Source organism: Pseudocitrobacter sp. 73 (assembly GCF_008369545.1).
Taxonomy (GTDB): Bacteria; Pseudomonadota; Gammaproteobacteria; order Enterobacterales; family Enterobacteriaceae; genus Pseudocitrobacter; species Pseudocitrobacter vendiensis.
Window position 1 is genome coordinate 1 of record NZ_VTZO01000001.1, and the last position, 22,576, is coordinate 22,576.

The following is a 22,576-nucleotide window of genomic DNA, read 5'->3' on the forward strand; positions in this document are numbered from 1 at the left end:
CAGCCAGATTGAGCAAACCGGCTTTGTGTTTGATGACGGGATTGGTAGTATGAAGCATGAGAGCTACCTCGTGTTTTGTATAAGGATTCGACACCCATATCAAAACCGGTAACTCTCAACCTTTCAAGGCCATGTGTCAGATCAAGTCGCGACTAATACAGATAATTAGCTGGATTTAGAATACATCTCAGAGAGACTATCATAATCTAAGTCGATAGATGTTGTATCCCGAATATCAGTGAATTCCGCTGCTAGTTCTTCAATCTCAAATCTTACACGGTATTGTGTCTTCTGTTCGATATAATCGGAGAGTAATTCTGTATCTACGGGCTTTAAGCATGTCACACCATCATGTTGGAGCAACACGATATTATCCCCTAAATACCGAATCATGTTTTGAAGAATCCATGACTCTGCACCGTGAAGAATATGAGCTAATAGTGTTGCTTTTTTTATGTTTTTCATCTCTTCTGTCTTAGTTTTAATAACCATTCCAGCATCATTTCTTATCTTAAAATGCCCCTTGGTTTTGGATGTATAATCATAAATGATAAAATCACGAACACATCGAATTTCTTTTGCAAGCCCATCAATCCAGCTTCCCGACAGATTTAGTTCGTTGCTCTTTATGTTTATTTTCTTCAAAGCCCCCCAAGTGGTGAGGTTCGAACCGTAAATTAGTGCAATGAGAATCTCTTTTGCCATGTTTTCACTACAACCAAAGAATGTGGCTACTTCGGTACGTATTTTCTTTTTGTTACGAACGTATTCATTAATAAATGGGGTAAAAATTCCAATTCGCTCACACATCTGTTTGAGCAATGTATAATGGCAATTTTCAATATCAACATCGTAATTCCCCGCTAAAGCGGCATAACGGATGATGCGAGAACAATTTTGCAGATTCCAGGCTCCTTCAGCACAAAACCTTCCTCCTTTAGATTGATGGTATGCTATCGGTAAGCGACCTGATTTATTCGCGCGTGCAATAGCAAGTATATACTCAATCTGATTAATCAATGATTCCTTTCCTCCTGTCTGGTCAAATTCATTTGCCAGACGTCGGAGTGATAACTCGTTTATAGAAATTTCGTTGGCAACAGATAACTCGACCTTACATTTTCTCCCATCTTTAAGTTGCGAACGAATTCCATTTCTCGGAGGGTTATAAGGTTTGTCATTTTTATCGATAAGCCCGCTATTGGCAACAACAGATTTGCAACTTTTAAGAAAAATGCTTTTGCCAATAGAAGTTGTTATATAGCCATCAGGCCATTTGCCTACAAGATGGTTACAAACCTGTTGTATTAATGGTATGTCACGTTTCATTTGAAGAAATCGAGACGCTGAGGCGATATGTTTTCTTCTCTCATATGCATACAGTGAAAATGCAAATGCATCGTCAGGGTGTGTTCTTCTCCCCACGGATCCAATATAAAGTAGGTTAAAGAAGAACTTCTTTTCTTTGGTACTATATTTACTCAGTATTTCTTGTGAACAAACACCCTGTTTTAGAAGTTGCTGCTCAACGTTTTTGTCAAAGTTTCTTGGTTTAATGCTCATGTTTGTTTTCCATTATGTCAAAACCTCTGCCAAGGCTACAAGCCTTGTGGCATAAGGGGTTGAAGTATTTTATTGATTGTTTTACTGCAACATATACTTAGCTGTGTTCCTGTCCTCCCTGGTCTCTTCGAAAAATCGAGGGACAAAAAAGACAGCAAAGCTAACCCGTCCCAATCAAGCTGGATTTAGTATTTGAGTTCGCATTCAGGGGGAAATTTAGCGAATGCACAAACAAACTAAATCCACAAAGGAAGGCTAGTTTTAATGAGATCAGGGTATGTTGCAATGTAGCGCGTCATTGGCTACAAAGAATTGTTCTCGGACCAGGTAGTCACTTCCTGGCACCACTGTCCAGTCATGGAAGGGAAACTGCACCCAGTGGAAAATAAGTTTTGAAACGGATACCGTTCTTTTTAGATTATTGAGAGTCGTTAACTATGTCAAACAGAAAGTACAGAAATTTTTTAAACGTTAAAGAATTCAAGCATTGCATTAATCCCGCCAGCATGATAAACACACACCAATTATTGAGCTTTAAGTACTCTGCTGATAGTTGTACGGGCAACGCCAGTTGTCTGCTGAATATCAGTATATGACATGCCTGCTTCCCTTAGTTTTATTATGCGCCGATGAAGTTCTAAATCAGCCTGACGTCCCCGAAATTTACCCTCAGATTTTGCTTTAGCAATCCCCTGTGCCTGTCTACGTCTTCTGTCTGTGTAGTCTTTACGAGCGATAGCTGCAAGCATATCTAACATCATCCCATTCAGGGCATCCATCATACGGTTTGTAAAATCATCTGCAATCTGAATCATCATGTGCGAGGTCGGCAGATCTAAGGCTACAACACGGATTCCTTTGGATTTGATAAACATGGATAGTTTCTCCCAGTCTTCACCATTTAGTCGGCTAAGACGATCAACTTGTTCGACAAGTAATACATCACCGGGTTGAGCAACATCAATTAGCTTGAATAGCTCAGGGCGAGAAAGGGAAGCCCCAGATTCATTTTCGACGAACCATGCAGCGATAGAAATCGACATCTTATCAGCAAAGGACTGTAGTTCAATTTTTGCACGATTCGCGTCTTGTTCTTTTGTTGACGCTCTTAAGTAGGCATAAACACGTTTTGTCATACCATTCGCCTTTGTAGTAGCGTTTATATGGTAGTAATTATATCGGTATCATATAGGTAGTAGCAATGGTTTTTTCAAGCCATTTCGGGATAGCGAAAAGCAGTAGTATATGGGTATAACCTAAAGACACTTGCAAGATGAAGGTAAGATATTTGTGATTGAAGAGGATAAACAGGATTGATGCTTCTTTAGACGATAACTGAAAGCTGCTACATTGATACTTCTAACTACAAAGTGTGCAAGGAAGACAATCTCATGCCAAAGATTCGTCATATAGAGGTAGAGAATTTTCGGGTAATAAAAAAGCTTTCGTGGTCACCATCCCCCGGTCTCAACTGTTTAATTGGTCCTGGTGACTCAGGGAAATCGACGATTCTTGATGCCATTGACCTTGCTCTTGGTGCAAGGAGATCCTACACATTTAATGATGCTGATTTCTATGGTTTAGACGTAAGTAAACCGATCACTATTTCTATAACGATCGGAATGCTTAATGATGAATTACTGAACTTTGAAAGATATGGGCATTTTTTACGATCATTTAATGCTGAAACATGTGAAATTCATGATGAACCACATCTGGACTTTGAACCTGTATTAACGGTAAAACTTGTTGTTGAGAGTGATTTAGAACCAGATTGGCGGCTCTATTCATTAAGAGCAGATAGTGACGGAATTGAGCGTCGTCTTCCGTGGAAACATCGTGAGATGATTTCTCCATCAAGATTAGGTGTTACTCCTTACAATAATCTCGCATGGGGTAGTCGATCAGTGCTTAACAAGCTTTCGGAGGAGAAGTTTGATGTCACTTCTGTCTTAACACAATTATCACGACAAACTCGTAATGCGTTTGCTGCTAACCCAGTAGAAGGCTTGGATAAAGTTCTTGAGGATGTAAAATTAATAGGTAACAAATTGGGCGTACCTTTAGGAGAGCTTAAGGCGTTATTAGACGTTAATGGAATCACCCTGTCTAATGGTGCTATTAGTCTGCATAGTAACGATGGCACACCTTTGCGGCAGTTAGGTACTGGATCTTCCCGGTTACTTATTAGCGGTATACAGAAAGCTACGAGTCAGTCAACAATGTTACTTGTGGATGAGGCCGAGTATGGGCTGGAACCATACAGAATATCAAGGCTCCTTAACGAGTTAGGGGCAAAAGAAGAGAATCCGTTACAACAAGTATTTTTAACTACTCATTCACCATATGTTTTGCGAGAATTACTGTCAAAGCAATTGCATGTTATAAGAAAAAAACACCTCATGCATCAGGCCGATGGTATATCTCATAATATTCTTAGTTTAGGTGGTGGTGATGATCAACAGGCGACGCTGAGAGCTTGTGCCGAGGCATTTTTTAGCAAAAAGGTAATAGTTGGTGAAGGTGCGACGGAAGTTGGGATTGTCCGAGGATTAGAATTATATTGTCAAGATATTAAGCACGACGGCTTTCTATCTAAAGGTGTATTTTGCACTGATGGTAACGGGGGAAGTAATTATTTTATTCGTGCTGAGATTTTCTCAAGTCTCGGTTATCCTACGGCAATACTTAAGGATTCAGATATTCAAGATGCCGCACATGCGGTCCAATCAGCGCAATGCATTGCAAAAGGGGTAAAGATTTACGAGTGGGGGCACGGTTTATCAACAGAGGGTGCCATTTTTTCGTGGTGTGATCTTACGCTTATTCCTAAGCTAATCAACCTTGCGATAGAACTAAATGGTCAACAAGAGGTTGCGCAGCATATTGAAAACAAGTCTGCTAATCAGTTTAAGTTGGAGAATTGTTTAAACCAGCCGGAAGAAAGAATGCGGATGGCTTTATATCAGGCAGCAGGTAGCTATAAGTGGTTTAAAAACATAGCAAAATCTGAAGAGTTATCACGAAAACTTATTGGCCCAAACTTCAAAACTTTCAAAGATGAGTTCCAAATTGTACTGAATGGGATTTATCAGTGGGCTTATGAAGAAGGCCATCAGCAATGAATATAAACCAAATACTTACATCAGAACGTGGGTCTGTTGTAGCTCCCGCTGGATGCGGTAAAACACAGTTAATCATTACCGCTTTAAATAATCCACACAATAAGCCTATTCTGGTTCTAACTCATACAACTGCTGGGGTTGCAGCTCTCAAGAAAAGGCTTAGGAAATTTAAAGTAGCAAACCAAAATTTTGTGGTAACAACTATCGATGGTTGGGCATTACGAGTTGCTCACACTTTTGCTGCATCTTGCCCCATGCACTCCTCGGCAGAAAGCCCAAAGCTATTTTATCCCGAGATGCGGCGGGTGGTTAATTCATTCGTTGCTTCTGGCACACTTTCTAAAATTCTTAAAGCATCGTATTCACGACTTTATGTCGATGAGTATCAAGACTGTAATATGGATCAGCACCAGTTAATCGTTTCACTTTCCGACCATTTACCGACAGTAGTATTTGGTGACCCTATGCAATGTATCTTTGATTTTAGTGGTGCAATGCCTAACTGGGTGTCTGAGGTTGAGCAACAGTTTCCATTGCTGGGAACCCTAACTACACCTTGGCGATGGAATAATGCCCATTCTCCAATATTAGGAGAATGGATTCTTCAGGCTCGTGACATTTTAATGTCTGGAGAAAAGGTCGACTTGAGTTCTTGCCCCCAGCACATTTTTTGGCATCCCCTTAGTGGAGATTATCAAACTGATCGTTCCAACAATTACAAGGCAGAACGATCTATATTAGAACTCTATCCAAATGACAGCTTATTAGTCATTGGAGCGTCTATGGATGAACAATCACGTCACAGTTATGCTCAGGGCAATCCCCGTATAGATGTTGTTGAACAGGTCCAACTTGCGGGAATTATAACAGCAGCTCAGGAATTTGACGAAAAAAAAGGCAAATCACTTGCTGATTCAATCGTAGATAATGTGTCTAAAATGATTACGAATGTTGATGCAGCAGTAACTAAACGCCGTATTGACACCATTCTAAACGGTCGTAATGAAAAACCGGCTACAGAATGCGAACAAGCATTATGTGATGTTGTAAATTCCAATTCACGGTCAAGTATTCTATCTGCTCTTCTGCAATTGGAAAAGAGGGATGGGGCACGAGTTTATCGTAAAGCAGCGTTTAAAGCCTTAAAAGATACAATATCAATGTCTATTGGCAGTCCACAGAAAAGTATGTTTGAGTCAGCTTCTATCATTCGTGAGCGTTTACGGCAAATAGGAGATAATCGAATACCAAAAAGGGCAATAGGTTCCACGTTACTATTGAAAGGGCTTGAAGCAGACCATTGTTTGATCCTTAATGCTCAAAACCGTGGTATGAACGCGAGGCATCTTTACGTTGCACTTTCAAGAGGGGCAAAGTCAGTCAGTGTTTTTTCTGCACACCAATATATAGGCTGATTTAGCAGTTGATTAGACAAGCCTAAAAACACTTAAGTTTGACGTAAGGAATTAATATTCCTTACTAAATTTTATAATCATTGGAAGATCATGATTGATCCCCCGCTGATATTTGGCGTAGATGCCAGTGCGTAAGACGGGGTTCTTTTGAACGGGGCTTACCTGCCTAAGCATTGGTGCGGTAAACCACTTCACTTACATCAGTGTTCGTTAGTATCAAGTTGATCTGAAAAGGTTTTCTTTTTCTTGCGTGCAGTATCATTAGAGACAGTTTTCAAGTATCGATAGAAATTATATGAAACACTGTTTAAATGCCCAGTAATAAAGTTTCCATCTGGGTTAAATGAGTGATAGAGTGTCACTCATAAGACCCTTTGGAGGCGTTATGTCAGAATTTGAATTACTGGCGCAGGATCTGCTTGAAAAAGTTGAAGTAGAAGAAAAGCAGCGACAGGAAAATGATAGAAAACTTATTGAGCAGGTACTGGAAATCTATGATCAGAAGTTTGTGGCAGAGCTCTTAAGAAAAGTTGGTAAAAACGATTGGAGCCGGGAAACGCTTAACCGCTGGATCAATGATAAATGCTCCCCAAGGTCACTGATTTCAGCCGAAGAGGCGCTTCTTCGAAAAATGCTTCCGGAACCACCAGCAAATCATCCAGAGTATGCATTTCGTTTCATTGATCTATTTGCCGGGATTGGCGGGATTCGTAAGGGTTTCGAAGCGATCGGGGGCCAGTGCGTCTTTACAAGCGAATGGAACAAACAAGCGGTACGTACCTATAAAGCTAACTGGTTTAATGACGAGTATGCACATACATTTAATCTCGATATCCGAGAAGTCACTCTTAGTGACAAACCTGAGGTATCAGAGACAGATGCATATGCTTATATCGACGAACATGTTCCAGACCATGACGTGCTTTTGGCTGGCTTCCCTTGCCAGCCGTTTAGCCTTGCGGGAGTGAGTAAGAAAAATTCGCTGGGTCGCGCGCATGGTTTTGAGTGTGAGGCACAAGGAACTCTTTTCTTTGATGTGGCACGTATTATCCGGGCAAAAAAACCAGCCATTTTTGTGCTTGAGAACGTCAAAAACTTGAAAAGCCATGACAAAGGTAAAACCTTTAAAGTCATCATGGAGACGCTTGACGAGTTGGGCTATGAAGTTGCCGATGCGAATGAGATGGGGAAAAGCGATCCTAAAGTCATTGATGGTAAGCATTTTCTTCCTCAGCATCGTGAACGTATCGTTCTGGTGGGGTTCCGGCGCGACCTGAAGATTCATAATGGCTTCACTCTACGTGATGTTAGTCGATTTTATCCCGAAAGACGTCCATCGTTGGGTGAGCTACTGGAACCAGTGGTTGACAGCAAATATATCCTGACGCCTAAACTCTGGGAGTACCTTTACAACTATGCTAAAAAGCATGCTGCTAAGGGCAACGGCTTTGGTTTTGGTCTCGTTAACCCTGAAGATAAAGAAAGCGTGGCCCGCACACTTTCTGCCCGTTACCATAAAGACGGATCCGAAATTCTAATAGACCGTGGCTGGGATATGGCAGCAGGTGAAGTCGATTTTTCGAATGTTGAAAACCAAGCTCGCCGCCCACGTAGACTGACTCCCCGCGAGTGCGCACGCCTCATGGGATTTGAAACGCCAGACGGCAAGCCTTTCCGAATTCCGGTTTCTGACACACAGTCATATCGTCAGTTCGGTAATTCCGTTGTGGTCCCTGTCTTTGAAGCCGTAGCCAGGCTACTGGAGCCTTACATCCTCAAGGCAGTTTCTGCCAAGACTGATAAAGCATAACGGATACTCCCGGCTTTCACGGGTCGGGAGCTTCTTATGGTAATTCTGCGTAAAGCCCTGTGAGTTCAGCAATAAAAGCCCCCAGCGTCATTAGTTCTCCTCTCACCGCTTCAGGATATTTTCTGTGGAGTGATGATGGTACAACCAGTTTTACTCCAGCATCCTTCATTTCTTTATGCTGAGTCAGAGAAACTCCCTCCTGTAGAGTGAAAAGATGTATCTGTCTGATTTTGTCCGCCTCGTTTAGTATCTGACGCCAGCGGTCTTTACATGTTGTCTTAACGGCTAACATACGGAGATTTTCTTCGGGGTATACAATATCGTGGTAAGCCTCAGCAGATGGGAATAGAAAGTCAGGTTTTTTATTGCCCTCTGTAACTGCCTGTGTGGCGAAGTGTCGCAGACCATGCTCAACGAAAAGATGTTCAAGATGTAGTTCAAGTGACTTTCCAGCTCTGGATTTTCGGCGATTACTAACGGAATTAGCCAGTGCAATAAACTCATCGACAGTGCCAAATCCCTTACGGATGATGTCCAATACGTGGAACTCTTCTACCAGCAGAAAGATGTCGTACTCTATACGGCGTCGCTCAATGAGCTGTTCGTCCGGGTTATCAGAGTTTTTTGCGTAGTGCCGACCTGCATATTGGATAATTTCATTTCCTGAGGGGAACTGCTTCTTCCAAGCGTCAGGAATATTGTATTTATGATTCACTGGTGCATGTTGCAGTGACAGCCCCCCTAGGATTTCACTGGAGGGCCCAAATATAAGTGTCCCCGGGATGATTTCCCCTATAACGGACTCAATAATATCCTCTTCATCAGGGTTTACGCAGACCCATATGTCCAACTCTGAACTATCACCGCCATGTTCATCCGGCTTAAATGCCAGAAGTGTTAAGGCTCCTGTGTTTTCAGGATCCTGAAGTGGACTCCCTCTTCCCCAGCGAGTGATCCTTCTCTCATTACGGGTCCCGCCAAAAAAACGATTATTGTAATAGATAGCGCGGGCCTCGATTTCCGGATATTCATGCGATGAAACATGCGCTGTTAGATAAACAGAAGGGTTCTGTTCTTGTGTATTGTTGATCGACGGAAGCAGTTTTTCAGCGATGTCGGAAGAAATATATAGGCCTACTTGGTGTCCACCAGTTGCGCCAGTATCATTAGCAGACAATCGTTTGATATAGAGAAAGTAATTGTCACTAGCTATCCTGAGCATCCAGTCATGAAAAATCGACATAAGCATCCCTCTGTTGTTTGAACGTTCAACGCTCGATTTTTCCACAGAAATGCAGGGGGAGCCAGCAAAGTTTTCCTGATTAATTAAGTGAATAAGAGCAGATATGGTTATCCTCGACATTATCAGCGATATGCCCAGTTACGGCTAACGGTCCTGCGTAAACAGCGCATAAAAGGAGTAAGTTCTCCATAGCGCTGAATCTGTAGCCCTGCACAAACGTGATGAGCAGCACACAGAGTAATGGCATGGTCAAACGGTTCGTAAAAACGATGAAGGAAGGCTATACACGTCCATGTCCAAATCGGATGTGGGAACAGCACTGCGAAATCTTGCAGCAGCGTTAACGCAGTAAACCACCCGCACAACACGCTGGGATATCACTCTCCGAGCGAACTCCGGCGGCAACGGGCGTTGTTAACTTAAGATACAAAAGTTGTCCGGAAATGGCGGGTCAAGAGCATCCGCCATATTACTATTCTGGCTTGCAATTAGGCGAAGAAAGAATTAATAGTCAATTGGAAGTTTCTTGCTGGGTTTGTTTATTTCTTCCCTCAATTTGTATTGATTGTAAGGCTTGTAGCCACGTTCCCAACGACCGTTGGTATATTTCTTGCAGCGTTGCTCAATAATATGCTCCATTTTTTCAAGAATATTTTGTTCTAATTTGAATAACTGATCATATGTGCCATCGTATTGTCGGGCGTCTGCTGATGCAACAGATAGTAACAGGTCTCTGCTTGGTCCACCGTTTTGGCAAAGAGAGTCATCGGGTACTTTGGACAGGTCTGTTGCAGTTAGCATGAGACCAGGAGGCATTGCCCAAGAGCTAGCTGATAATGATGCTACTGAAAGAATGGTAGTTACTAATAGCTTCTTCATTATATTATCCTTCTTTGAATTATTCATCCTACTATTAGGAAGTTAAAATATCTATATTGGTTTGAACCGATTGAATGATTCTGAACGGTGTACAGGAGATGGAAATGGACGCAAGAGGTTATAACAACATTGATGGATGAAATTTGAATATAACATTCAGAAGATGATTTCATTTCGTTTCTCCATAACTTCTATCTTAACAATGTGCTCTCCATTTCGATATATTCTCACATCGTCAGGTGGGGACTTAACCGTGTTACGGATTTCATTCATTATATCTTTCGATAACATATCGCAGCACTCCATATACATAACTTTTCTGGTATCAATGTCAGCTATGTCAGTGAATGAATCAATAATCCACGATTGAGGTATTTCGATTCCATGTACCGACTTCATGTATTGAACGATGAAGTAATCTGTTAAGTGAAATCGTCCGACTATGAATTTCCCCTTAAACATAAGGGCAGATGTCGAAGTTCCCCACTCATTACTTAAAAGTAAACTAGTTTCATTACATTGCATATTTTAAACATCCGGTAGAGGTATGCGATGATTCATTGTAGGACTGTCATATGATGTTTTAACATTCACATCAAGCAATATTGGCAATGTGTATAAAGCATGATTTTCCGTCGATGCGCTCATTAAGAATCTGAAATATTGAACATATTTTAACTTTATCGTTGTTTTGGTTGCTCATTTGTTCACCATATTGTTATAATTTTTTAAATTCCATTCATGGACTTCTGGAACTTTGGAATAGTGATCCAGAAAGATTAACTGGACTTGCATCACATGGGCGCGGCTCATATCGAAAAGGAAACGTTGCGGGGAAGAAATACACAGAGAATCTTCGGTGCTCCCTCTGCTTGCTTCAAATTCCTTTGTTTCACCGCCGTCAAATTTAGCATAAACTGTGGTGGGAAAATATGGCGCGAAAAGTTCACGCTTTTTATCGTCCGTAATCGCGCTAAAACACACGTCTATGAGCTTTTCGGTTCCTTCCCGTCTGATGGTAAGCATTGTCCCTTTTGTGCGCCCTAAGACGTTTAAAGAGCGCGTAGTGACATCACCGAAAGCATTTGTATAGTTGGCAGTTTCGACAAATCCACGTTCACGACGCTCCTGTAACATTTTTTCGTGCTGGAGCGCTGCATTTTGTTCTACGGCCTGTTCTGCTGCACGCTTGGCTGCCTTATTCGGATCTCTTGAAAACCATGCGAATAAAAATACTGCTGTGGCTATCACTCCGAAGATTGACCAGCGTGCTGTTTCCGATAATTTCATTATCAACTTCTCTTTAGTAAGCTTAACGTTAATGTTTGACGTACTCAGAAGTATCAAAGCTGCGGCACGATCGATGATGATTGCTTTGTTATCGCGAAGCATATTCCCTTCAGATTTACATCCCTGTCCATTCCGAGAAACATCAGGGCGTTTTGGTCCTTGCTGGCGATACCTACTGATTTTACCTCAGGCAAGAAATAGACGGTACTGGAGGCAGCGGTTATACCTGAAATGAGAACAACGCCTGATGCCATAATTTTTAATGTTTTTATAAGGATAGTCATTCTGGATACCTTCTTCCTATCGCACTCTATCGGGGACAGAGCGCCATCCTGTTAGTCCTGCTTATGAGAAACACTACTCGAAGAATCATGATCTTACATTGATCTGTAAAATCTATCAATATTTGATAATCGATCTATAAAAACGATCGATTTGTGCAAGTGGGAGAGGGGGGAGGGTTATGTTATTTAATTATTTTTCAATGACTTAATATGCGTAAGGCTAAGGTGGGGAGGGGATTGAGTCTAGTCTTGAATATTCTAACTGGAGGGCATTACCTTCGGTTTTTTGTGGCTTTGCAGCAACCATAGAAGTGCTCCATAAGAGCAGAGCAATGGGTCAGTATGTAGACCGAATGAATACGATGTAATTTAGAATCCTTGCTCTAAAACGCTCTGTATCGAGTGTTGTGAAGTTTTAGTATTGAAGGGGGGGGGCATGGTTATTTTAATCGCTCTGACAAAATACAGAGCGATTCATGGCGATTGAATGATGGATAACACTCACTTTAATCCCATGAGTTAATGAGATCTAATATTTCTTTAGTATCAGTAATAAAACTAATTTTTTCGCCATCCCAAAGAAAGCTCTGAACGTGTTTGTTTCTGTACTGAACTTTTATTCTCCATTTTTTGCCTATGTTATAGACAATTATATTTTCGATGATTCGTTTAAGCATCATATTCAGTTCTTGTGGCTCTTTAATCTCCTGTAATAGGTTAAAATCAAACGCTCGCTCTGAGATAATCATACTGTTCTGTCGCTTTATTTTTTCTTCAACTTCCTGTAATTTTTCTTCAAGATTATTTATCGTGTGGAACACACTTGTCGGTATCTTAGATACAGCGAGGAGCATATCATTTAGTTCCTGAATTTTCTTTTTTATTGTGTCGCGCTCTACCAATAATGCCCCATCAAGATTGGTTTTTTTCTCAAGTTTGAGTTTTCTCATTATCTTATAGAGTGCTACTTCTATGTTTTTAAAATTCTTCGTTATGTTACATTTCCCATCTCTTGCATTAGCACAAACATGGTATTGATATGTTTTCCCTGAAGCGACGTGAAATTTTCTGACAAGTGAGCCGCCACATTCATGTTTTAATATTCCGGCAAATGCATTGTGCTCAGATTTATATCCGGGTTTGTTTTGTTTCTGATCAGACTGTAAAAGCATGAATTCTTCTTTGCTGATAACAGCAGGATAATAATCCTCTATGATATCAAGCAGAATGACTTTCCGATCTTTAGTCGTCTCAGATGTTTGATATGCACCGTAAAGTGCAACCGAGTTGATTGTTTTTCCAACGGTTGTATGATTCCAGCCCGCTGAACGTAATGGTCTATGACCTTCGTCGTTTAACACTTTAGCGATTTTATTTGTTCCAAATCCTTCTCGTCGTAACTGAATGATTCTTCTGACCGTATCAACTCTGTCACTAAAAAGAAATTTATCATCTTTCCGTTCTAACCAGAAAGGCAAAACTTTGTTGATAACCTCACCACTTAGTGCGCGTTGTCGTTGCTGCCTTTTCGTTTCACGTAGACGCTGCGACTTTTTCTCAGATTCTTTATGGGCAAGATCCGCAGCTATAGCTATCTTGATGACACTTACGAGGTCGTTGACGGATTCTTTGTTTAATAATAAACCATCGACCAGCGAAGCGATAAAGACGTTGTGTTGCAGAATCGACTTAATAATCTGTTGAGTCACGTCGATGCCTTGGCGACTCAGGCGGTCTAACGATTCAATGATGATAGTGGAACCCTGTTCAATCTGACCTTTCTCGATAGCCTCGAGCATGTCACCGAGTGATGGCCTGTTTCCCTCTTTGAATGCTGAGATTCCGAGGTCTTGAAAGTTCTTATCTGATAGAATCAAATTATTCGCATGTGCGTACTGTTCAGCAAGCTCAGTTTGACGTCTTACGGAGTCGCCTTGTTCTTGCTTCTTTGATGAGAATCTTATGTAAGAATATGCTTGTCCGTTTTGTTTCATAACCACCTCAGTCACTTACGAGAGAGTATCAATTTTGCTTCTTTGCAACAATATCACCATGCAGTTTGGCAGTAAGCCGCTGTTCGAAAACATCTCCGTCAAATTTGGCGGCGGCAACCGTTACGGCCTGATTGGCGCTAACGGGAGCGGCAAATCCACCTTTATGAAAATCCTCGGCGGCGACCTTGAGCCGACGCTGGGCAACGTCTCTCTCGACCCGAACGAGCGCATTGGTAAGCTGCGTCAGGATCAGTTCGCCTTCGAAGAGTTCAGCGTTCTGGATACGGTCATCATGGGACACGGTGAGCTGTGGGAAGTTAAACAAGAGCGCGACCGCATCTATGCACTGCCGGAAATGAGCGAAGAAGACGGCTATAAAGTGGCCGATCTCGAAGTGCTCTACGGTGAAATGGACGGTTACTCCGCTGAAGCGCGCGCCGGTGAACTGCTGCTGGGCGTGGGTATTCCGCTGGAACAGCATTACGGCCCGATGAGCGAAGTCGCACCTGGCTGGAAACTGCGTGTGCTTCTGGCGCAGGCGCTGTTCTCTAACCCGGACATTCTGCTGCTCGACGAACCAACGAACAACCTGGATATCGACACCATTCGCTGGCTGGAACAGGTGCTGAACGAACGCGACAGCACCATGATCATCATTTCGCACGACCGTCACTTCCTGAATATGGTCTGCACCCACATGGCGGATCTCGACTACGGTGAGCTGCGCGTCTACGCCGGTAACTACGACGAATACATGACCGCCGCGACCCAGGCGCGTGAACGTCTGCTGGCCGATAACGCCAAGAAAAAAGCGCAGATTGCTGACCTGCAATCCTTCGTCAGCCGCTTTAGCGCCAACGCCTCTAAATCTCGCCAGGCAACGTCCCGCGCGCGTCAGATTGATAAAATCAAACTCGACGAAGTCAAAGCGTCGAGCCGCCAGAACCCGTTCATCCGTTTTGAACAGGATAAGAAGCTGTTCCGTAACGCGCTGGAAGTGGAAGCCCTCAGCAAAGGTTTTGATAACGGCCCGCTGTTTAAAGGCGTTAACCTGCTGCTGGAAGTGGGCGAGAAACTGGCGATTCTGGGGACCAACGGCGTCGGTAAATCCACGCTGATGAAAACCCTGGTCGGCGATTTAACCCCCGACACCGGTACGGTGAAATGGTCCGAAAACGCGCAAATCGGCTACTATGCGCAGGATCATGAATTCGAATTTGAAAATGACCTGACCGTCTTCGAATGGATGAGCCAGTGGAAACAAGAAGGCGATGACGAACAAGCGGTGCGCAGTATCCTCGGTCGTCTGCTTTTCAGCCAGGACGATATCAAGAAACCGGCGAAAGTGCTTTCCGGTGGTGAGAAAGGTCGTATGCTGTTCGGTAAACTGATGATGGAAAAACCGAATGTGCTGGTGATGGATGAACCGACCAACCACCTGGATATGGAATCCATTGAATCCCTGAACATGGCCCTGGAAATGTATCCGGGCACGCTGATCTTCGTCTCTCACGACCGTGAGTTTGTGAGCTCGCTGGCGACGCGCGTGATTGAAATTACGCCGGAGCGCGTGATTGACTTCACCGGTAATTACGAAGATTACCTGCGTAGTAAGGGTATTGAGTAATAGGATGGCTGGAAGCGCAGAGCGCGATTTGTGTTTCCAGCCACTTTTTATTTTTCCTCCGTTTCAACGCTATTCTTTTATAAAAACCAAATTTTAATTTCAACGCATTGCTGAGTTATAATAAATTTTGCAATGTGATTTATTTATTAAGTATATAAATCGATGCAATTGGATTGATTAAAAGTATTCTTCATTTAAATGGATGACGTTTTCTATGGAAAGAAAAAGAGTGTTTAATCTTTTTTATACCCCGCTGTTTCTCTTTATATATGGATTATGGAAATGCTGGCGGGCAAGTGATACTTCTGATGATATAGAAATCATCCAGTTTGGATTAGCCATGCTGGCGCTTCTCTTAAGTCTGGTCGCGATGTTTATTCTGGGGAGCGCGGTGATAGCGTGTAAGGCCAGTGCACGCACTTCGCAACGTTCCCAGGATGTGCTCATCCAAAAGTTTACTCTCTGCCGACGACTACTGCCCTTCATGATGGTTGGCGAAATTCTTTTTTGCGGCCTCGCGACCGTTGCCTTAGTGCTCTCAGAAATTATCTGGACTATGGGTCATGTAGAGATGAATGGCGGCGGTATGAAATTGCTGTTCGCCATGGTATTAGCGGTATTTGCCATACTCTGGATGATCATTAAAAGTTTCTTTTCTGTGCGTAAATGCTTTGCGCTATTTGAGCCTGAAGATTCGCGGGTGTCAGGCGTCAACATGCCGGAAATGCAGGCGCCTGAACTTTGGCAGTGGGTTAGGCGCCTTACCTCCCAGGGGCGGCTTACGCTACCGGATAACATCGTCGTCGGTTTTTTTGACGGCTTTTATGTCACGGCCAATCCCGTACAAATTGAAAAGGGCGAGCGCTTAACGGGTAATACACTCTATTTACCGCTAACATATTTGTCGCTCCTTAATGAAGCAGAGATTGCCGCCGTTGTGGGGCATGAGTTAGGTCACTTTACCGGCGAGGATACGCAGTACAGCCTGCGCTTCGCGCCACTCTACGCGGGCATGCAAAATAGCCTGCAACAGATGGCCAAAAACATGCAGGATGCCTGGATAGACCGCCTGGTACTGTATTCAGCCCTGGATATGGCGATGTGGTTTTTACAAACATTCCATGAGACGGTGAACCACTGGAGCCGCATCCGGGAACTGGCCGCTGATCAGGCCGGGGCTCGCGTATCATCCTCAGCGACCTTCGCCTGCGCATTGCTAAGAATTACGGCGCTAAGTGAACCTGTCGAACGCTACCTGGAAGCCGTCCTTCGCGGACGCGCGAACAGTGATAATTGGGCTAATGGGCTTGTACTTGCGTTGCAAAAGCAGGGGGGGCTTGATGTCCTTACCAGCATTGATAATGAAATTTCGCATCCCATGGATAGCCATCCCACGACCCGCGCGCGTATCACTGCCCTGAATCTTTCTCTCAATGAAGAGCTGCTTTCTCGCGCTTCTCGTGTTATTACGCCAGAGGAGAACCTCTTCTTCCCTGCGTTGCTGGGGCCTGTGGCTACCGCTTTATCTTGCGAGATCTCTCAGGAGATTGAACCACTGCGCGCCGAGATACGCGAGGAAATCGAGGCAGAAGCAACACTGGCGACAGAAGCGAAGGCCATATGGTCCTCCTCATCGGTTGCATGGGCTATAATGATCGTGGGTATTGTGCTGATATTCGGTGGGGGCTATCTGGTGCTCTTTCAACATCTTAGCGCAATATGCTGGCTGTTTACCTTAATCGGGCTCCCACTGGGTATACTGGGTAATGTGACATTAAACCGGGCACGTCAGCCGTTGTTCATGTTGACGCCGCAAAGTATTACCAGCCCCTATCTTGCGCAGCCACTACCGCTGGAATACATTGAACGTTATGAGGTAGTCGTCATCTCCGGCGTCGCGATGCTTCATCTTTATGTGCGACATGGCGATAAGTTGAATATCACCACCAAACGCTTTATGCAGGTATTCCGTTATGAACCTCAGGAAAGCCGGGTCGTTGTCGTGGTGAACAGCCCCTGGTGTGAAAAAGAGGGGCAAAAAGTTAAGCTTGATGCTGTAACGATGTCGCAGATCGTTGGGCAATATATTTCATCTGCGCATGCGCGCGCGGAATTGAGTAAATAGTAGATGTGTTTTTGCTGTGATGCCGGACTGAGTCCGGCATTTTTTGTTTTGTCATTAATGATATGCAGACCAGGAAGCGATTGAGATTTCAATTTTATGCGCTTTTGCAAATTTTTCTTGCTCTTTGCTTAAGACATCGGCTTTCTGACTAATTTCCTCAAAAGATTCTGTGAGTTGCTCTTTCTTTGTCTGGAATTCATCATCTTTAATATTTTTATCACCTGCCAGTACAGTGAGTGCCTCCAGGCTTTCATCTGTTTTAATAACTTGTTCTAAATAATGATAAGTTGCATTTTGGAGATCTTTAGCATCATCGGGGACACCCTTTTTTTCTTCCATTTCATGCCATATCTTTAGACGGTCCTGAAAACCTTCTTTATGGCGAAGCACGTTATCATTGTAATCCGCAAGAAATTCACGCGAGTCATTATTTGATAATTGCGTAATCATGTTTTCAATATCACTGATCGTCGTATTCCACATTGCAATTTTTTCGCCAAGATAAGCTTTAGGATCGGGCCCGCATCCCGTCAACCACAGACATGACAGGCTAATTAATAATATTTTTAGATATTTCATTGAAATAAATTCCTTTTATTTATGTGTTGGGTGACGTTACTGTGTGACATAAGCTATGAAATCACCGTGTAAAAATATCTTTAGTTTACGGGGATATTACTATGATGAATTGTAATTTTTTAGTGTTCTGTTTTCAAATCTTATTTTGTCTGTGATGTTATTTGAATAAGCACGATAAATAAATATTATTAATCCCATAAGTCTGTGGTATGACTTGGTCGTTTTTAAGGTTTTTCTATTATATAAATTGCATTTTGCTCATGAAGATGGGTAATATTCATGCTGCTTTTGTGACATCGGAATGTTATTTAATGTCTCGCACGCGAATATCACATATATTTATCATGCCGCTGCTTATTCTACTTTATGCAAGCTGGCAATACTGGCGGATAACCGACACGATAGATATAGCAAACTTATATAGCTTTGCGACCAACGGGATATTGCATGTACGCCTGGTGCTGGCGATATCTGGCTTGTTATTATCTTGTGGGGCGTTGAGTATTATCATCTGCGCCGTACTGCTATGCACGCTGTCGGCACGGCACAGTCGGGCTTCCGTTGAACAACTAATTTCCCGCTTTACACTTTGTCAGCGTCGTCTCCCCTATCTAATGGTGGGTGAAATGATGCTCTGTGGTTTAGCGGTGGTGAGTCTGCTTGCTTCTGAAATTCTGTGGGTCATGGCTCGTCACCAGATTCATGCAGTGGAAATCAAAGCACTTTTCGGCAGTGTAATCATCATTGTGATCATTATTGCTCTTCTGGGAAAGAGCATTTCTACTCTCAATAAATCACTGCAGTTTTTCCAGCCAACTGAGAGTATTCTTCTGGGGGAAAATATCTCTGAACAGCAGGCGCCCGTATTCTGGCAATGGATACGACAGATAGCCCACAATGCACATTTAACCGTCCCGGATAACATTGTTGTCGGTCTGTTTGATAGTTTTTTTGTAACAGCTAATGCCGTGCAACTCAACGATGGTGAGCGATTAACAGGTAACACGTTACATTTCCCGCTTACCTATGCTTCTTTGCTGTCAAAGGAGGAAAACGCGGCGATAATTGGTCATGAACTGGGCCATTTTACCGGGGATGATACGCAGTACAGTCTCCGTTTTATTCCAATTTACGACAGTATTAACCGTAGCCTTGTGGCGCTCGCAGATAATTCCATGGCTGGCTCATTTCTGAATAACCTTGTGTTGCACCCTGCGTTGGATATGGGGCGATGGTTCCTGGAATGTTTTCACGAGTCGGTCAACCACTGGAATCGTCAGCGCGAACTGGCCGCCGATCGTGCCGGTGCTAACAGTGCGTCCGTGCAGGATTTTTCTTCCGCGCTGCTACGTATTATTGCGTTAACCGAACCAGTTAACGAGCATCTGGACGCGTTGGTTAACCGACGCGTAAGGGCCGAGAACTGGGTTTCGAGCCTGCATGATTTTATTGCGCAGAGGGGGGCTTTGTATGTGCGGGCGGGAATCGATCGTGAGATAGCACATCCGATGGATAGCCATCCTGTGACACGTGAGCGGATCGCCGCCCTCGGCGTGGCACTTGATGAAACGCTTATCTCTCGGGCTTCTCGTCCGATAAGTAAGAAGGATTACGAGGTCGTTGAACGGTTATTTGATACGAGCGAACCAGCACTTTATCACACCCTATCCAGGGCTATCACTGAGCGTCAGCGTCAGGCACTTCAGGCTGATGCCAGTCAGGGCCTGGAACGTCTTGACTTGTGGATAATTCAGAAATCCGCGCCCATCCTTTTTTGGGGAGGCTGGCTGCTGATTGCGATGTCTCTCATTTTGTCGATTCCTGGCCTGGTGTTACAGCGCTGGAACTGGCTATTTTATGGTATCGCCATGCTATTTTTCGGCGTGGTCTTTACCTGGCAAGCAAAACGGCAGAAGCGCCGAGCCTGTCAGCCCGTCTTTTCCCTTACTGCGCAAAGTATCGAAAGTATTTATCTCCCCCAGCCACTTATGCTGTGCGATATAACCGCGTTTGATTTACAGGGTGAATCCAGTTCGCTGATGCTGGTGCTGTATGTGCGTGAGGGTTATCACCCCGACATTTCGTTGACAACGAAACAATCAATGCCGGCTATTCGTTTTAACGATGCGATACGCGCAATGCAGATTTATGACGTTAATGCGTTGTGGCTTAAAAGCGGTAATGAGCGTGTGAAGATGACGCCTGAGAAACTGATCGAGTGGATTAGGCAATACCTGACATCTGACCGTGCACGTCAGCATTTACAGGATTACACATGATTAACCTCGGTGATTACTGCTGCCGGGGTTAAGAGATTATGGGTTACTGCGCGAGCGAGAACACCACTTCAACGTTGTCGGTAAACACCGCGTCTTTGGCCGAGTAGGTGGGGGTGGCACGATTTGGTGATGCCTGGTAACTAACGTAATGCCATCGTTCCTCTTTTTCAGATGGCATGTACTCAATACTTACCAACGGTCCGACTTTGCGACCAAACCCTTTTGCCAGCGACTCCGCTTTATCAATGGCATTCTGAATCGCCATTTGACGTACTTTCTCCTGATACTCTTCAGGGTGAGCGACGGTGAATGAGATATTATCAATCTCATTTAACTGGAGCTTTAACGCGCCGTCCAGAAAGTCGTTAAGTTTATCCGGTTGGCGTAAAGTGATGATTAATTTACGGTAGGCGCTGTAACCCGTGACACTTTTTCGGCCATTTTCCGAATATGCGTAATCAGTACTGGTATCAATATTTCCGGCATCAATATCTTTTTTCTCAATCCCATTTTTATCGAGAAAATCAAAATAGTTGGCTATGCGGTCGTCGACGCTCTTTTTCGCCGTCAGGGCATCTTTCTTTTTGGCTACTACGGATACACGAATTACCACGATTTCCGCAGGAACTGACAGCATCGCTGTACCAACGGTATGAAGGCCCTGAACGGGGGGGACAGTATCTGCCTGAACGCAGATACTGAAACACGCGGCAGATAATATCGTCATTGCCATACACTGTTTTGCTTTCATTATATCTTCCGTGAATAAAATTTGTTTATATGTATTTTCTGTATTTATTGATGGGTTAAGTACGTTGAGTAATTCAATGGTGGTGCACAGTAAGATAATGGAGTATCACGCGTGTATTATCAAGAACGAAAAAACAAAGAGGAATAGAGAGAATAACCTGCTATCGGGCTATTCTCTCTTCTACAGGTTTATTCAGCTAATTTTCATGCGCCCATTAACTGGCCATTTATGCGTAACCGATATTTCTCTTCCTTCGGCAGCGCTGCCCCAGCGCGCGAACTACGGCGAGTGCGCCCCGGAAAAATGTACACCGCCGTCGATCGTGAAGGGCTCTACGATAATCAGGCTTCCATGCCCAGCGCCCGTCTGCCGTGAATATTCAGGTCGCTAAGGGTAAAGCGGCCCTCCCAGTTGACCTCGTAGTCTTCGCGCGGGAAATCGCCCGGCGAAGTGCCTTTCTCCAGTGCTGCCCGCACGTTATGAGCGTAGGCGAGGTTTTTCTCACACATGGGTGCGGCGGGAATATACATCACGTTGCCCCAGCCTTGCTGATTTTCCACAGGCGCGACGGCGTGAATAACATCGCAGTGCCACCATACCGAATCACCGGCCTCCACTGCCGGTATTGACGTCAGCGCCTTGATAAGCAATGGATGCCATTTTTCGGAAATTGGCAATACTCTGCCTGGCGCGACGCCACACAGCTCATCTTCCGGCACATCATCAAGCAGCGGACGCAGCAGCACGTAAGCCATCGCTTCCGGGATTGGCACTACGTGGAGCAGGCCTTGATCGGCAATCATATCCGAGAGCGCGGTCCAGCCCTGGAAGGTGCGGAAGACGGAGCATTTGGTGGTGTTATCGACGGTGTACTCTTCCACATCAGTACGGTGCGCCGCATTCCAGGGATCGTATTCGTCAATCCTGCCGTTAAACACATTGGCAAAAACCTGCTGATAAGTGGGCAGCAACCAGCGTTCCAGCGCGCCGGAATCCGTATGTGCGCCCAGACCTTTCGAGGTGGTGCCCGGCGGGCGGCGGCGGATGCGATCCGGATAAATCACGCTGACGTCCGGGTTAAACCACTGTTTGCCATCACTCTCGACCTGCCAGAGGCGGTTCAGGAACGACTGCACGGCGGCCATATCGTTGCTCTGTCGGGCTTGCATTTGCGCCTGCGACCAGTAGATCGGGTAGATTTTCGGGCGTGATGCTTCCAGCGAGCCGAAGAAGCTGTCGCCAGGGCCTTTATAGATATCATCAAAGTGGTTGGCATCCAGATAATCCAACATGGCGCGATCCCACGCCAGCGCCTGCTCACGCGGGAAGTGACCTTTGATCACCGCACAACCGCGTCGCTTGATCTCTTCGCGTGTTGCGTCGCTGACGCTACCCGATGCAATTTCAGAAAAAGGGATCTCCGGCCATATCGGCAGACCCTGCGCTTTTCGAGCCTCAATATCTGCAACACGGGCTTCAATTTTTGCGGTCAGCTTATCGAAAACCTGCTGTACGTCGCCGAGTTGAGCACGCAGCGCGGTTTTCATCTGGCGGATAGCCATTTGGGGATTATCGGGCAGCGTGTCGTGGGTAAAGGTAAGAGCCATATCAA

16 protein-coding genes and 1 pseudogene are annotated in these 22,576 nt (G+C 44.3%); 7 read left to right on the top strand and 10 right to left on the bottom strand.

The genetic code is table 11. The annotated features are described in order from the left end of the window. Nucleotides 1–165: 165 nt before the first annotated feature. Entirely contained in the window at nt 166–1,563 is a 1,398-nt protein-coding gene (locus F0Q32_RS00005; RefSeq protein WP_149461409.1) for a hypothetical protein, read from the bottom strand. A gap of 524 nt (nt 1,564–2,087) precedes the next feature. Beyond that, nucleotides 2,088–2,699, bottom strand: a complete 612-nt coding sequence (locus tag F0Q32_RS00010) for a recombinase family protein (protein WP_149461410.1) — start codon at nt 2,697–2,699, stop codon at nt 2,088–2,090. Nucleotides 2,700–2,954: 255 nt separating this feature from the next. Between F0Q32_RS00010 and F0Q32_RS00015 the strand changes: the two genes are divergently transcribed. From F0Q32_RS00015 to F0Q32_RS00025, 3 genes are all read left to right on the top strand, one after another. Next, complete coding sequence (locus F0Q32_RS00015; protein ID WP_149461411.1) at nt 2,955–4,688, top strand: ATP-dependent endonuclease; 1,734 nt, start codon at nt 2,955–2,957, stop codon at nt 4,686–4,688. Beyond that, a complete protein-coding gene (locus F0Q32_RS00020) occupies nt 4,685–6,103 on the top strand; it encodes a UvrD-helicase domain-containing protein (protein WP_149461412.1) in 1,419 nt (472 codons plus the stop codon). The genes F0Q32_RS00015 and F0Q32_RS00020 overlap by 4 nt, the downstream gene beginning before the upstream one ends. 385 nt (nt 6,104–6,488) lie before the next feature. Continuing rightward, nucleotides 6,489–7,913, top strand: a complete 1,425-nt coding sequence (locus F0Q32_RS00025; RefSeq protein WP_149461413.1) for a DNA cytosine methyltransferase — start codon at nt 6,489–6,491, stop codon at nt 7,911–7,913. 34 nt (nt 7,914–7,947) lie between these two features. Here the strand turns inward: F0Q32_RS00025 and F0Q32_RS00030 are convergent, their stop codons facing one another. Beyond that, nucleotides 7,948–9,156 carry a type II restriction endonuclease gene (locus tag F0Q32_RS00030; protein ID WP_304627144.1) on the bottom strand — a complete coding sequence of 403 codons (1,209 nt, stop codon included), beginning with the start codon at nt 9,154–9,156 and terminating at the stop codon, nt 7,948–7,950. A 188-nt stretch (nt 9,157–9,344) separates the two neighbouring features. Here F0Q32_RS00030 and F0Q32_RS26380 point away from each other — a divergent pair. Continuing rightward, nucleotides 9,345–9,579: pseudogene (locus F0Q32_RS26380) on the top strand (integrase core domain-containing protein); the annotation flags it as partial. A gap of 81 nt (nt 9,580–9,660) precedes the next feature. Here the strand turns inward: F0Q32_RS26380 and F0Q32_RS00035 are convergent. The 4 genes from F0Q32_RS00035 to F0Q32_RS00055 all read right to left on the bottom strand — a co-directional run bounded on the left by F0Q32_RS00035 (nt 9,661) and on the right by F0Q32_RS00055 (nt 13,603). Next, nucleotides 9,661–10,035, bottom strand: a complete 375-nt coding sequence (locus F0Q32_RS00035) for a hypothetical protein (RefSeq protein WP_149461414.1) — start codon at nt 10,033–10,035, stop codon at nt 9,661–9,663. Nucleotides 10,036–10,734: 699 nt separating this feature from the next. Further along, complete coding sequence (locus F0Q32_RS00045) at nt 10,735–11,325, bottom strand: hypothetical protein (protein ID WP_149461663.1); 591 nt, start codon at nt 11,323–11,325, stop codon at nt 10,735–10,737. A 53-nt stretch (nt 11,326–11,378) separates the two neighbouring features. Continuing rightward, nucleotides 11,379–11,609, bottom strand: coding sequence for a hypothetical protein (locus tag F0Q32_RS26065; protein ID WP_255475117.1), 231 nt, complete (start codon nt 11,607–11,609; stop codon nt 11,379–11,381). A 506-nt stretch (nt 11,610–12,115) separates the two neighbouring features. Further along, on the bottom strand, nt 12,116–13,603 hold the full coding sequence (locus F0Q32_RS00055) for a recombinase family protein (RefSeq protein WP_149461416.1): 1,488 nt from the start codon (nt 13,601–13,603) through the stop codon (nt 12,116–12,118). Nucleotides 13,604–13,637: 34 nt separating this feature from the next. On the opposite strand from F0Q32_RS00055, the gene F0Q32_RS00060 reads away from it, so the two are divergent. Continuing rightward, complete coding sequence (locus F0Q32_RS00060; RefSeq protein ID WP_149461417.1) at nt 13,638–15,230, top strand: ABC-F family ATPase; 1,593 nt, start codon at nt 13,638–13,640, stop codon at nt 15,228–15,230. Nucleotides 15,231–15,444: 214 nt separating this feature from the next. Next, on the top strand, nt 15,445–17,355 hold the full coding sequence (locus tag F0Q32_RS00065; protein WP_188016800.1) for a M48 family metallopeptidase: 1,911 nt from the start codon (nt 15,445–15,447) through the stop codon (nt 17,353–17,355). Between the two features lie 54 nt (nt 17,356–17,409). On the opposite strand, the gene F0Q32_RS00070 is transcribed toward F0Q32_RS00065, so the two are convergent. After that, the gene (locus F0Q32_RS00070) at nt 17,410–17,934 is read right to left on the bottom strand and encodes a hypothetical protein (protein ID WP_149461419.1); all 525 of its coding nucleotides are present in this window, start codon (nt 17,932–17,934) and stop codon (nt 17,410–17,412) included. A 344-nt stretch (nt 17,935–18,278) separates the two neighbouring features. Between F0Q32_RS00070 and F0Q32_RS00075 the strand changes: the two genes are divergently transcribed. Beyond that, complete coding sequence (locus F0Q32_RS00075; protein WP_188016801.1) at nt 18,279–20,213, top strand: M48 family metallopeptidase; 1,935 nt, start codon at nt 18,279–18,281, stop codon at nt 20,211–20,213. A gap of 43 nt (nt 20,214–20,256) precedes the next feature. Here the strand turns inward: F0Q32_RS00075 and F0Q32_RS00080 are convergent, their stop codons facing one another. Beyond that, on the bottom strand, nt 20,257–20,964 hold the full coding sequence (locus F0Q32_RS00080) for an SIMPL domain-containing protein (protein ID WP_149461421.1): 708 nt from the start codon (nt 20,962–20,964) through the stop codon (nt 20,257–20,259). Nucleotides 20,965–21,305: 341 nt separating this feature from the next. Next, nucleotides 21,306–22,571 carry a DUF1479 domain-containing protein gene (locus tag F0Q32_RS00085; protein ID WP_149461422.1) on the bottom strand — a complete coding sequence of 422 codons (1,266 nt, stop codon included), beginning with the start codon at nt 22,569–22,571 and terminating at the stop codon, nt 21,306–21,308. Between the last annotated feature and the right edge of the window lie 5 nt (nt 22,572–22,576).